At 45.2% G+C, this 12,731-nt stretch carries 10 protein-coding genes and 1 tRNA gene; 1 reads left to right on the top strand and 10 read right to left on the bottom strand.

The window, feature by feature from the left end; translation table 11 throughout:
* Positions 1–125 precede the first annotated feature (125 nt).
* Positions 126–1,397 carry an HlyC/CorC family transporter gene (locus AB6D80_RS05520; protein WP_102249164.1) on the top strand — a complete coding sequence of 424 codons (1,272 nt, stop codon included), beginning with the start codon at positions 126–128 and terminating at the stop codon, positions 1,395–1,397.
* A 177-nt stretch (positions 1,398–1,574) separates the two neighbouring features.
* On the opposite strand, the gene luxS is transcribed toward AB6D80_RS05520, so the two are convergent.
* From luxS to AB6D80_RS05470, 10 genes are all read right to left on the bottom strand, one after another.
* The gene (luxS, locus tag AB6D80_RS05515; RefSeq protein ID WP_009847612.1) at positions 1,575–2,093 is read right to left on the bottom strand and encodes an S-ribosylhomocysteine lyase; all 519 of its coding nucleotides are present in this window, start codon (positions 2,091–2,093) and stop codon (positions 1,575–1,577) included.
* A gap of 24 nt (positions 2,094–2,117) precedes the next feature.
* Positions 2,118–2,768, bottom strand: coding sequence for a hypothetical protein (locus tag AB6D80_RS05510; protein ID WP_009847613.1), 651 nt, complete (start codon positions 2,766–2,768; stop codon positions 2,118–2,120).
* A 10-nt stretch (positions 2,769–2,778) separates the two neighbouring features.
* The gene (gene gshA / locus AB6D80_RS05505; RefSeq protein ID WP_009847614.1) at positions 2,779–4,347 is read right to left on the bottom strand and encodes a glutamate--cysteine ligase; all 1,569 of its coding nucleotides are present in this window, start codon (positions 4,345–4,347) and stop codon (positions 2,779–2,781) included.
* A 99-nt stretch (positions 4,348–4,446) separates the two neighbouring features.
* Positions 4,447–7,305 carry a pitrilysin family protein gene (locus AB6D80_RS05500; RefSeq protein WP_009847615.1) on the bottom strand — a complete coding sequence of 953 codons (2,859 nt, stop codon included), beginning with the start codon at positions 7,303–7,305 and terminating at the stop codon, positions 4,447–4,449.
* Between the two features lie 9 nt (positions 7,306–7,314).
* Positions 7,315–7,776 carry a YqaA family protein gene (locus tag AB6D80_RS05495; protein ID WP_017097357.1) on the bottom strand — a complete coding sequence of 154 codons (462 nt, stop codon included), beginning with the start codon at positions 7,774–7,776 and terminating at the stop codon, positions 7,315–7,317.
* A gap of 6 nt (positions 7,777–7,782) precedes the next feature.
* Complete coding sequence (locus tag AB6D80_RS05490; RefSeq protein WP_009847616.1) at positions 7,783–8,736, bottom strand: NADP-dependent oxidoreductase; 954 nt, start codon at positions 8,734–8,736, stop codon at positions 7,783–7,785.
* 173 nt (positions 8,737–8,909) lie between these two features.
* The gene (locus AB6D80_RS05485) at positions 8,910–10,040 is read right to left on the bottom strand and encodes a sodium ion-translocating decarboxylase subunit beta (RefSeq protein WP_009847617.1); all 1,131 of its coding nucleotides are present in this window, start codon (positions 10,038–10,040) and stop codon (positions 8,910–8,912) included.
* Positions 10,041–10,049: 9 nt separating this feature from the next.
* Positions 10,050–11,834: a sodium-extruding oxaloacetate decarboxylase subunit alpha gene (gene oadA, locus AB6D80_RS05480; RefSeq protein WP_372187931.1), complete on the bottom strand. Its 1,785-nt coding sequence runs from the start codon at positions 11,832–11,834 to the stop codon at positions 10,050–10,052.
* 31 nt (positions 11,835–11,865) lie between these two features.
* Entirely contained in the window at positions 11,866–12,123 is a 258-nt protein-coding gene (locus AB6D80_RS05475) for an oxaloacetate decarboxylase subunit gamma (RefSeq protein ID WP_004741884.1), read from the bottom strand.
* 375 nt (positions 12,124–12,498) lie between these two features.
* A tRNA-Arg gene (locus tag AB6D80_RS05470) sits at positions 12,499–12,575 on the bottom strand.
* Positions 12,576–12,731: the final 156 nt, after the last annotated feature.

The following is a 12,731-nucleotide window of genomic DNA, read 5'->3' as shown; positions in this document are numbered from 1 at the left end:
GTATAATGAAGGCAAGGTCTCACACACCTTGCCTTTAAAATATTGAGTACGATACATTCAATTGACATCTCGACCATGTTCGGTCATAAATTAATCAAGATACAAAAAAAAGGAAAAGAATAGTTTTGGACGACATATCAACGGGTATCTTATTTGCGCTACTCGCGTGTCTCATTGTAATTTCTGGTTATTTCTCTGGTTCCGAAACGGGCATGATGTCCTTGAACCGCTACCGTTTAAAGCACTTGGCCAATACGGGTCATAAAGGTGCCAAACGCGTAGAAAAACTTCTAAGTCGCCCAGACAGATTGATTGGCCTTATTCTCATCGGCAACAATCTCGTCAATATTCTTGCATCCGCGATCGCGACTATTCTTGGTATGCGTATCTACGGAGATATCGGTGTTGCAATCGCAACCGGAGCCCTGACCCTGGTGATCCTCGTGTTTGCTGAGGTTACACCAAAAACCATTGCTTCTCTTTTCCCTGAACGAGTTTCTTACGCCAGCAGCATTCTATTAATAATACTGATGAAGGTGCTATCTCCATTGGTTATCTTGGTCAACTTTATTACCAATGGCTTCATTCGTATCTTAGGCGTTAAAGCTAACCATGATGCAACCGATCATCTAAGCTCAGAAGAACTCAGAACCGTAGTAAATGAAGCGGGTAGCCTAATACCACAGCGTCACCAAGATATGTTGGTGTCTATTCTCGATTTAGAACACGTCACCGTGAATGACATAATGGTGCCACGTAACGAGATCACCGGCATCGACATCACTGATGATTGGAAATCGATCGTGCGTCAGCTCACTCATTCACCTCATGGTCGCATCGTGTTGTACCGTGATCAGATAGATGAAGTGGTTGGCATGCTGAGGCTACGTGAAGCTTATCGCTTGATGCTCGAAAAGAACGAATTCAATAAAGAGACCCTGCTGCGTGCTGCAGATGAGATCTACTTTATTCCGGAAGCGACACCGCTTAACACCCAACTGCTTAAATTCCAACGCAACAAACAGCGTATCGGTTTGATTGTTGATGAGTATGGCGATATTAACGGTTTGGTTACCCTCGAAGATATTCTCGAAGAGATCGTGGGCGAATTTACGACTTCAATCGCACCAAGTTTATCTGAAGAGATCACACCACAAAGCGATGGTAGCTTCTTGATTGAAGGCAGCGCTAATATCCGAGATATCAACAAAGGTTTGCAGTGGGCACTGCCTACCGATGGACCAAGAACACTTAATGGTTTGATACTGGAGCATCTTGAAGATATTCCAGAGAGTCACCTGAGTGTTCAGGTTGCCAGCCATCCAATGGAAATTGTTGAGCTCGAAGAGAATCGCATCAAGCTGGTGCGTGTGTTTCCGCAGATCGTAAACGGATAGAGGCGACTCATTATATGAGAGTAACCCACTGAGTTACCAACTAAGTCCCTCTACAACAAAAGGCCCGGTTCATTGAACCGGGCCTTTTAGTATCTAGCTCTTTTTGTATCTAGCTCGCTCACTCTCTAGTGCAAAATGTATCTAGAGTGAAACGCATTCAATGTGAACCAAAAATGATTAGTCGATTTTAAGCTCTTGAAGCATCGACTCTGGCAATGCCAGTTCATCATTTTTGTTTACTGAAATACCGGTAGCGATGATTGCATTCGCAATCTCTTTAGCTTCATCTAAGGAATGCATTGCCGCAGTACCACACTGGTATTCGTTCAACTCAGGGATCTTATTCTGGTTCTCAACTTTCAGTACGTCTTGCATAGCCGCTAACCAAGCTTCAGCCACTTGCTGCTCTGAAGGCGTACCAATCAAACTCATATAGAAACCGGTACGACACCCCATAGGCGATATATCAATGATTTCAACCGCAGAGCCATTGAGGTGAGCACGCATGAACCCAGCGTATAGGTGCTCGAGAGTATGAATACCTCTCTCAGATAGGATATCTTTGTTTGGCGCAGTAAAACGCAGGTCAAATACCGTAATGGTATCCCCTTTTGGGGTTTGCATTGTTTTAGCAACACGAACTGCAGGTGCGTTCATGCGCGTGTGATCAACAGTAAAACTATCTAATAAAGGCATTGCTATTCTCCATGACGATTGGCTTTAAAAAAACCAACTTCGATTGTCTTCTAGTTCTTTTCGGCACTGTTTAAGTTGCCATCCATAATCTTTTGCTTGCTGTTCGACTTTGCGAGCCACCTTAATCAACGATGGTTTGCTGTTGTATGATTTGCGCTTATAGCCACCACGGCCTTCATGATAAGCCAGATATTGGTTATACGGGTCCCATAATGAGATTCCTAACTGACGGCGCGTCTCGCTGGTGTACCAACCAATGAACATTAATGCATCATCAAAATTGGTTCTCGAACCACCATTATTGGTCGCTTTTTGAAAGTCTTCCCAAGCAGGGTCTTGAGCTTGTGCATAGCCATAGGCACTACTGACTCTTCCCCACGGTATAAAGCCAAGAATATAATCTTTTGGTGGACGCGCATCATGTCGAAAGCTGCTCTCTTGTTTAACAAAAGCCATCGCGACGTTAATCGGTGTGCCCCACTCATCTTGCATATCGACCGCATCTTCATACCAAGAAGGGTGCTCTCTGAAGATGCTGCATATATTATTTTGCTGCTTAGGAGGAGGCGTCGCACATCCAACCAATAGGCTAGAGACAATACCAACAGTCACGACTGGTAACCATTTTCCACCCACATGAGTAGACTGACCTAATAAGGCTTGCTTCCTTTCCACCAAAGTCTCGCTATGCTTTTAAATATGAAAAATAGTCCGTTAAGAAACTATCAAAATCTTGAGTGCTCGCTTCTTCACTTTGCTGTTGAGCAATGACAGAGCGTTGAACTTCCGCTTCCATTAACTCAGCAGAATAAACTTTATATTGGTGTGCCTTGTGTTGTTGAGCATACGTTTTTCCTAACGCACAACCCACTTTACCCAAACCACCCAATTTCTTGGTCTCTTCTAATAACTGGCCAGAAATGGTCAACTCAGGGTTATCAATCCAGGCTTCAAGCGTATCGCACGTTTCTTGGTATGCACGACCACCTTGCTCAGCATCCATCAACTCAGCGATAACTCGAAGATCTTTGAATACATTTTTAGCCCAGTCTTGCAGAGACAGTCTTTCTCCATCACAACCAATCTTGAGCTCTAAACCAACCTGACGACCTTCTAAGATCACCTTGTTCCAGTTATCGCGCCAGCATTCAAGTTCGCAGTTATCCATCTCAGCAGAGTCTGATAACACGCTCCACGTTAGGAATAAATCTAAGAAGCGAACTTGCTGTTCATTGATGCCAATTGAACTGAATGGGTTTACGTCTAAAGAGCGAACCTCGATGTACTCAACGCCAGCACGAGCCAGTGCTTCAGATGGTTTCTCGCCACTTTTCGCCACACGCTTAGGACGGATTGGAGCATAAAGCTCATTCTCAATTTGCAGTACGTTGCTATTTAGTTGACGGTATTCCCCATCAACCTTAGTGCCAATCTCAGCGAATTCTTCTGATGGTGTGCGAATCGCTTGATTCAAACCTTCAAGGTATTGGTCTAGGCTGTTGAAGCCAATCTTCAGTACACTTTGCGCACTGTTGGTGTAACCAAGGTCACTTAAGCGCAATGCCGTTGCTTTGGGTAGATACAGTGTTTCTCCAACCTTTTCAAAAGGTAGGTTGGTTTCTCTTCCTTTGATAAAAGAAGAACATAGCGCAGGTGAAGCACCGAAGAAGTATGGGATTAACCAACCAAAGCGGTAGTAATTACGAATCAAACCGAAGTACGCATCTGATTTAGCTTCGCAACGCGCTTCTTCGGTTTGCTCTCCAAACAGACTGTCCCAAAAGCTTTCTGGGAAAGAGAAGTTGAAGTGAACACCCGAAATAATCTGCATCAGACTACCGTAGCGACGCTTTAGGCCTTCACGATATAGCGTCTTCATCTTACCGTTGTTAGAAGTACCGTATTGCGCAAGCTGAATGTAATCTTCACTCCCCACATAACAAGGCATAGAGAGTGGCCACAGCTTTTCGCCGTCTAACTTGGTTTGAGTGAAGTGATGGATATCAGACAACTGATTCAAAAGCGTCGGAACGTCGTTAGAAACAGGCGTGATAAACTCCAGTAGCGACTCAGAGAAATCGGTCGTTACCCATTCGTTCATCAACGCAGATCCTAAAGCCTTAGGGTGCGGCCCAGTAGCAAGATGCCCATCTTCCGTGTAGCGCAATGTTTCCCTTTCAACACCACGACCAAATTGAGAGAAGGTCTTAGGGTTGGTTGCAACTTGCTTTAGTCGCGCAGCAAAATCAGTCAAAATTCTGTTCACTTATCTTATATTGTTCTTATTAGAACTATCATAAATTAGGTTGGAGGAGAAAAGTAGAATCTCTTCCCTCCCCCTTTAATGTGTACTCTAACGAATGATTTCAAGCTCTTCTATTGGAATATCTAACTTTTCTAATTGAGGGCGCAGCGAAGTCGCGTCACCAACAACAATTATTTGATAATCATTCGGGTCAAACCATTTCTTCGAGAGCTCATTTAAAGTCTCTTTTGAAACCGTTTCTACTATCTGGTTGCGCTGCTGTAGGTAGTCTTCATCAAGGCTCAGCGTAACAATATTACTCAACAATCCAGCCTTTTGACTTGGTGTTTCGTATTTAAGCGCATCTTGTTGACCGACGGCAAGGCGCATAAATTTCACCTCTTCGTCAGTTAATCCACTCTGACTAAATTCATTTAGCTCAGCAATAAACTCTTGAATTGATGGAACCGTCGCATTGGCTCTAACTTGAGCACTAAACACTACCGCACCAGTTTCACGCGTACTCGCAAAGTAACCGCTTGCACCGTAAGTGTAGGCTTTGTCTTCACGCAGGTTCTGGTTGATGCGGCTATTGAAGTTACCGGCTAAATTAAAGTTAGCCAATTGACTTAAATACAATTCACCGGTCGCATCAAACGGTAACCCTTTACGAACTAAGCGTACAATACTTTGTGGTGCTCCCGGCTTATCCACTAAGTACAAGTTCTGGCCCGAAAGCTCCTTGATGATCTGTGGACGAGTGAGTGGTGCAGCGTCACCTTGCCATTCTTCAAAGAACTGAAGCTGCTTTCCAACCTCCTCCTTCGTGATGTCCCCTACAATAACAATATTAGCTCCCTCAGGAGTATAGTGCTGACTGTAAAACAGTTTTACATCGTCTAGAGTTAACGATTCTAGAGAATCCTTGGTGCCATCACTCGCTCGACCAAAAATACTGCTACCGAACAACACCTCTCGGGTTGCTTGAGAAGCCATCCAGCTCGGTTGTTGATGCTGATACACTACGCCTTCTAACATCTGACTCTTAACGCGTTCGAAATCTTGAACATCAAACTTAGGCTCAAATAGAACTTCTTGCACGATCGCTAAGGTTTGAGGCAGGTTTTTCTCTAACGTCGAGACCGAAATATCTGTGGTATAGCTGCCAGCACTAATGCTAACGCTACTACCAAGCTTATCTAAGGTGGCCTGTAACTCTTCAACCGTTCGTTTAGTCGAACCTTCTTCCATCATCGATGCAGTTAGGTTCGCCAAACCCTCTTGACCTTTACCAACATAGCGCTCACCCGCAGGGAGTTGAATTTGTAGCTGCACTGTCGGCGTTTCGCTAGTCACAGTACCAATCAAGTCAGTACCATTAGCAAAATGCATGCGATACAGCTCAGGCATGGTCGCTTCAACACCAAAGTTCACTTCAGGCATCACGCTGCGATCAAATGTGTTCGGTGCCTTTCTGAAATCCAATTGTTCTTCTGTCACTTTGCTGTATTCAGGAAGGGTACGAGCAGGAGTGCTAAATGTAGCCTCGCGAACCGCTAAGTCGAGTTTTTTCTTAGGAACCACACTCAAGGTAACCTTGTGCTTACCTTCGATAAAATCTCGGTACGCCTTGCTTACGCTTTCAGGGGTAACAGATCGGATTTGATCGAGTTTTGATTCAATACGATCAGGCTGGCCATAGAAGGTTTGATTTGACGCGAGCTGTGAAACCTTGCCTCTAACACTTTGCAGTGCAAACACCGCATTCGCTTCAGCCATGCCGGTAATTTGATCTAGACGATCTTGTTCCACACCGCCTTTCGAAAATTGTTCTAGGGTTTCCATCAGTTCTTTATTAAGAACCGTCAAATCCCCCTTTTCACCTGAGTCACCCATCGCATAGACATACATAGTACAAGCGAGCTCAGCACAATCGTGGAAAGAGCCTGCACTCACCGCTTTTTGCGTTTTTACGAGGTTTTGGTACAGATAACTGTTGGTCCCTGAACCTAACACGTTAGACAGCGCATTCAGTGAAGCTTGCGTATCTTCACCGCGGTAGGTTGTTGGCCAACCAACAAGCACCATCGGCTGACGAACGTTGTCTTCTAACGTGATGTACTTATCTTCTGTTAGAACAGCTGGTTGCTTCTCAGCAGCCTTAACTTCCGGACCTTGAGGGATTGGTCCAAAGTACTGATTAACCCACTCTAGCGTGTCATCAACGTCGATATCACCACCGATAGTCAGTACCGCATTATTTGGGCCGTACCAACGTAGGAAGAACGCCTTAAGGTCATTCACATCAACACGGTCTAGATCTTCCACATAACCGATTGGTTGCCATGAGTAAGGATGACCTTCAGGGTAAAGCGCTTCACCCATGCGTTCCCACATCAAGCCATAAGGACGGTTTTCATAACTTTGAGCACGTTCGTTTTTAACCGTGCCTCTTTGAACTTCGAATTTCTTCTGAGAAACCGCATCCAATAAAAAACCCATTCGGTCTGATTCTAACCACAACATTTTCTCAAGTTGGTTAGATGGAACGGTTTCAAAATAGTTAGTACGATCACGGTTAGTCGTGCCGTTTAACGAGCCACCCGCCTCGGTAATGATCTTAAAGTGCTGCTGGTCACCGACGTTCTCAGAGCCTTGGAACATCATGTGTTCGAAGAAATGAGCAAAGCCCGATTTGCCTATTTCTTCACGAGCTGAGCCGACATGATAGGTAACATCCACATGTACAAGAGGATCAGAATCATCAGGGGAAAGAATAACTGTCAGGCCGTTTTCAAGCTGATATTTGGTGTAAGGGATCACCACTTTATCTTTAGAAGGCTTAACCTCTTCTAACAGAGTGACACCTTCAGGTAACGAGGAAAAGAAGGGTGTAGAGCTAGGTACATTGTAAGAACAGCCTGCAATGGCGATAAGGGAAAATGTACCAAGTAAAACCTTTTTCATAGGTTCTCCTTAGAAAAAACCGAAGTAGATAGCAGCAAGTAAGCTGTAGCGAGCGGCTTTGCCAATCGCTATCAAAATAACGCTAGGAATAAATTTCATCCTTAACCAACCCGCGGCTAAGCACAAAGGGTCACCAATGATCGGCAACCAACTGAATAACAGTGTCCAATAGCCATAGCGGCTCAGCCAAGCCATAGCCTTATGACCATGCTTTTCAGATTGAGTTCGATTAGGCAGCCACAAACCAATCCAATAGTTGGTCAGCCCGCCTAAAGTATTACCGAGTGTCGCCAGAAGAATGATTGATGATGTTGAGAACTGTTCTAAGCTCAATGCTGCCACAAGGCTTGCTTCTGAGCCCCCTGGTAACAATGTGGCACTCAAGAAGCCACTAATGAAGAGCACCCACAGCGCCGAGTCAGAAAACCACAACGCTATGTTTTCAAAAAGAGAATTAAAGAACTCTAGCACTGCATATTAACCTTCTTGCATTTTAAGTAGTACCTTGCCTCTGGTGTGTCCGGTTTCTACTTGTAGATGCGCCGACTGTGCTTCATCTAACGGGTAGATAGTTTGAATTTCTGTTTTGAGCAATCCTACGCTAACCATGTAAAGCATAGTGTCCATTTGCTCTGGATTTGGCTCAACGAGCATACCTGAAGCAGTGAAACCCAATAATGTCGCTTTCTCGCAAATTAATTCAGCAGACAGCGTAGGCACCGTTACCACTCTCGCACCATCTTTCAAACACTTCAACGCATCAAGCGCGGTATCACCCCCCACTAAATCAATCAGTACATCAACATCAGAGACTCTTTCCGATGCTGGCGCAAATTTATAGTTAATCGCATGAGCGCCTAACGTAGCAAGGTAATCAAGGTTGGCCTCGCTGCAGGTCGTGTAAACCTCAGCTTTTGCAGCCACTGCGATTTGAACCGCAAGATGACCAACGCCGCCAGCACCCGCTAAGATGAGTACGCGATCGCCCTCTTTCACTTCCGCTTTGTTAAGCGCTTGTGCTGCGGTCTGGCTAGCGAGTGGTAAAGCTGCAGCCGCTTCTAACGCAACCGAATCTGGGACCATACTTAATGCGACCTCTGGAACACACACATACTGGCTATAACCGCCACCTTGCAGTGGAAAACCAATAAAGCCGGCTACGTTATCACCAACAGTAAAACGCTCTGCCTGTTCGCCTAGCGTGACAATTTGCCCTGAAATATCGTAACCAGGAACCCAAGGAAGGTTGTCTTTGTTTTGTGCTGCCGCCCAACCAAGGCCAGCACGGGTTTTCACATCAATAGGATTAACGCCTGAAAAGGAAACTTTAACCACCACTTCTCCGGCCTTAGGCTCAGGAATAGTACTGGTTTGAATACTGAGGTTTTCGACGCCGCCGAATTGAGTAATCGCAATCTGTTTATTTTCCATTTCCACATTTCCTTGATTGATAGAAGCCCTGATGAGTAAGCACCCTAATTAATAAAAAGAAAGGGATGCGAAAGCATCCCTTTGACTATAAACCATTTAATAAGGCGAAGTTAACCGCTCATGCGTAAATTGACGACCAATTAACGTAACGAGCAGCATAGCCAAGTAACTCATTAACCTACGAGAGCTAATAGGATACCCGCAGCAACGGCACTACCAAGTACACCCGCTACGTTCGGACCCATCGCATGCATCAACAGGAAGTTCTGAGGGTTTGCCTCAAGTCCAACCTTATTCACAACACGAGCCGCCATCGGAACCGCTGATACACCAGCGGCGCCAATCAGTGGGTTAATGTCTTCTTTCGAGAAGCGGTTCAGCAGCTTCGCCATCAATACACCACCAGCCGTACCAATACTAAACGCCACCGCGCCTAAACCTAGAATACCCAGTGTCTCTAAGTTCAAGAACGTATCCGCTTGAAGCTTAGAGCCAACACCTAGGCCAAGGAAAATAGTCACAACGTTAATCAGTTCGTTTTGGGCTGTTTTTGAAAGACGATCAACCACACCCGCTTCACGCATTAAATTACCCAAACAGAACATACCTACTAGAGGGGTTGCTGAAGGTAGGAACAAAATCGTCATCAGCAGTACAGCTAGCGGGAAAAGGATCTTCTCAGCTTTGCTTACATGACGAAGTTGAGCCATCTTAATTTGGCGCTCTTCAGGAGACGTTAACGCTTTCATGATTGGTGGCTGAATAATAGGAACTAAAGCCATGTAGCTATACGCCGCTACCGCAATCGCACCTAATAGATCAGGAGATAGCTTGCTAGCCAAAAAGATCGCGGTTGGGCCATCGGCACCACCAATGATCGCAATTGACGAAGCATCTGCCATTGAGAACTCCATTCCTGGTACATAGTTCAGCAAGATCGCGCCAAATAGTGTTGCGAATATACCAAACTGAGCAGCAGCCCCGAGCCACAGTGTTTTAGGGTTAGCAATCAACGCACCAAAGTCCGTCATAGCTCCAACACCCATAAAGATCAGCAGTGGAAAAATGCCAGTTTCAATACCAATGTAGTAAACGTAGTAAAGCAAACCACCGGGATCCGTGAATCCAGCATTTGGAATATTGGCTAATACAGCACCAAAACCAATAGGTAACAGCAGTAAAGGTTCAAACCCTTTGCGAATTGCCAAAAACAACAGTGAGCAACCAACCAACATCATACAGATCTGGCCGAACTCAAAGTTAGCAATCCCTGTTTCAGACCATAAGGTCATCAATCCTTCCATGGTACTCCCTTACGCTAAGCTTAGTAGTGGAGCGCCTACAGTAACTGCATCGCCTTCTTTAACATTCAATTCTTGAACGATACCACTTCGAGCAGCTCGAACTTCCGTTTCCATTTTCATCGCTTCTAGGATCAGCAGAACATCACCTTCGGCCACTTCAGTACCCGCCTGAACGATGACTTTAAAGATGTTGCCCGCTAACGGAGCTGGAACCGCTTCTGCATCAGAAGCCGCAGCAGGTGCTGCTTGAGCCGCTTGTGCTGGTTTCGCTGATGGAGATACCGATGTCAGTTCACCTTGAGGGCCAACCTCAACATCATAAACTTGACCATCAACCTTCACGCTGTAGCTCTCAATGCCGCCAGCAGCAGGTTGTGGTGCAACCGCAACAGAAGTTGCAGCTTCAGCCGTTGGTGCAGGTTCAAACGCTTCAGGGTTGTGACGGTTTTTAAGGAACTTAAGACCCACTTGTGGGAATAGTGCGTACGTCAGTACATCATCAACGGTATCTTCAGCGAGTGAAATACCATCTGATTTCGCTTTTTCTAAAAGGTCAGTCGTTAACGTATCCATTTCAGACTTAAGTAAATCAGCAGGACGACACGTGATTGGCTCAGCACCATCTAACACTTTCGCTTGCAGTTCAGCATCAACCTCAGCAGGAGCTTGACCGTATTCGCCTTTCAGTAGACCCGCAGTCTCTTTAGTGATGCTCTTGTAGCGCTCACCCGTTAGAACGTTGATAACCGCTTGAGTACCGACAATCTGAGAAGTAGGTGTTACCAAAGGAATGTAACCCAACTCTTTACGTACGCGTGGGATCTCTTCTAGAACTTCATCCATGCGATCGGCAGCGCCTTGCTCTTTAAGCTGGCCTTCCATGTTGGTTAACATGCCGCCAGGAACTTGAGCGATCAAGATTCGAGAATCGACACCTTTTAGCTGGCCTTCCCATTTCGCATACTTTTTACGTACATCACGGAAGTAAGCCGCGATTGGTTCGATTTGGTCTAGTTTGAGATTCGTGTCGCGCTCTGTGCCTTCTAGCATAGCAACAACCGTTTCGGTTGGTGTATGGCCGTAAGTACAGCTCATAGAAGAGATTGCGGTGTCTAGAATATCAATACCCGCTTCAACAGCTTTAACGGCTGTAGCGGTTGATAGACCCGTTGTCGCGTGGCTATGCAGCGCTAGAGGCACATCACAAGACGCTTTGATGCGAGTGATTAGCTCTTCCGCTTCATAAGGCTTTAATAAACCTGACATATCTTTGATGCATAGTGAATGACAACCTAGATCCTCTAGGCGCTTAGCCAAATCAACCCACGTATCTGAGTTGTGAACCGGACTGGTTGTGTAAGACAACGTACCTTGAGCGTGGCCGCCAACATCAATCGTTGCTTTCACTGCGGTTTCAAAGTTACGTACGTCATTCATCGCATCAAAAATACGGAATACGTCCATGCCGTTACTATGGGCACGTTCAACAAACTTTTCTACTACATCATCCGCGTAGTGACGGTAACCCAATAAATTTTGACCACGCAGTAGCATCTGCATTGGTGTGTTGGGCATCGCTTTTTTCAGCTCTCGTAAACGTTCCCACGGATCTTCTCCAAGAAAACGGATGCACGAATCAAACGTTGCGCCGCCCCAAGTCTCAAGTGACCAGTAACCGACTTTATCCAGTTCTGCCGCAATTGGCAGCATATCTTCGATATGCATACGAGTAGCAAATAGTGACTGGTGCGCGTCACGAAGTACCACATCTGTGATAGCTAGTGGTTTAGACATGCTCATAAACTCCTTTTTAATCCTTTAAATGCTACTTAGCAGTAGACGCACGGTATTGATGAACCGCGGCCGAAATTGCTGCCACTACCTGTGGACTAACAGCTGAAGGGTTTGATTGTGATTTTTGAATTTTTTTAGGTGCTGCGATCGGCTCCGGTACTTCTTCTGGTACCAGTTTTGACATCAACCGAACGAGGTAAACTAGAATAGTTAAGAAAATAAAGACAACGGACATCCCCGTTATCATTAGAGTCGCCGCATCTCCTAGCAGGCTTCCAATATTAGTCATGTTGCTTCCTTTCTTCGTCATCCTGACATACGTACAGGATTTCAGCGAATAGTGATCCCGACCCATGGATTATCTCGATTGGTAAAAGTTTGTCAATTTTGTTTAAGGTTCTGTTACGGATAACGCACACATAAGGTTAATTATTCGCCTATCAGATCACATAAATCTGTCAAATGAGTCATTTTTAGATATTTAAACTGTGACTTAAACGGGGCTTTTCTGAGAATTGATATGAGAAAGGTGGAATAACAAAGAAGCAATCAAGAATTACTTTAAATACAACAAGTTAAAAACACCACAAATTTAACATTGTTGCAACAAATTTATAGCGGACATAAAAAAAGCCTCGTAAAAACGAGGCTTTCTCTAATAATGTGGTGCGCCCTGGAGGATTCGAACCTCCGACCGCCTGGTTCGTAGCCAGGTACTCTATCCAGCTGAGCTAAGGGCGCAACGGTTTCGATATTAAACAGTTAATTAAGGCAATAAAGCAGTTAAGACTATAAAGCAAAACTAAACATTCAACATCAGGATTAGTAAAAACCCTAAATAGTGGTGCGCCCTGGAGGATTCGAACCTCCGACCGCCTGGTTCGTAGCCAGGTACTC

The sequence above is a fragment of the Vibrio sp. 10N.247.310.17 genome, assembly GCF_041466605.1.
Classification (GTDB): Bacteria; Pseudomonadota; Gammaproteobacteria; order Enterobacterales; family Vibrionaceae; genus Vibrio; species Vibrio tasmaniensis_A.
Note: the sequence above shows the minus strand (reverse complement) of the source record. Positions and strands in the feature narration are given on the sequence as shown.

What these genes read in the sequence shown, in the direction of transcription:
- luxS (WP_009847612.1), bottom strand. Translation starts at nt 2,093, where the DNA reads ATGCCTTTATTAGATAGTTTTACTGTTGATCACACGCGCATGAACGCA.
- oadA (WP_372187931.1), bottom strand. Translation starts at nt 11,834, where the DNA reads ATGTCTAAACCACTAGCTATCACAGATGTGGTACTTCGTGACGCGCAC.
- AB6D80_RS05475 (WP_004741884.1), bottom strand. Translation starts at nt 12,123, where the DNA reads ATGACTAATATTGGAAGCCTGCTAGGAGATGCGGCGACTCTAATGATA.
- AB6D80_RS05485 (WP_009847617.1), bottom strand. Translation starts at nt 10,040, where the DNA reads ATGGAAGGATTGATGACCTTATGGTCTGAAACAGGGATTGCTAACTTT.
- AB6D80_RS05490 (WP_009847616.1), bottom strand. Translation starts at nt 8,736, where the DNA reads ATGGAAAATAAACAGATTGCGATTACTCAATTCGGCGGCGTCGAAAAC.
- AB6D80_RS05500 (WP_009847615.1), bottom strand. Translation starts at nt 7,305, where the DNA reads ATGAAAAAGGTTTTACTTGGTACATTTTCCCTTATCGCCATTGCAGGC.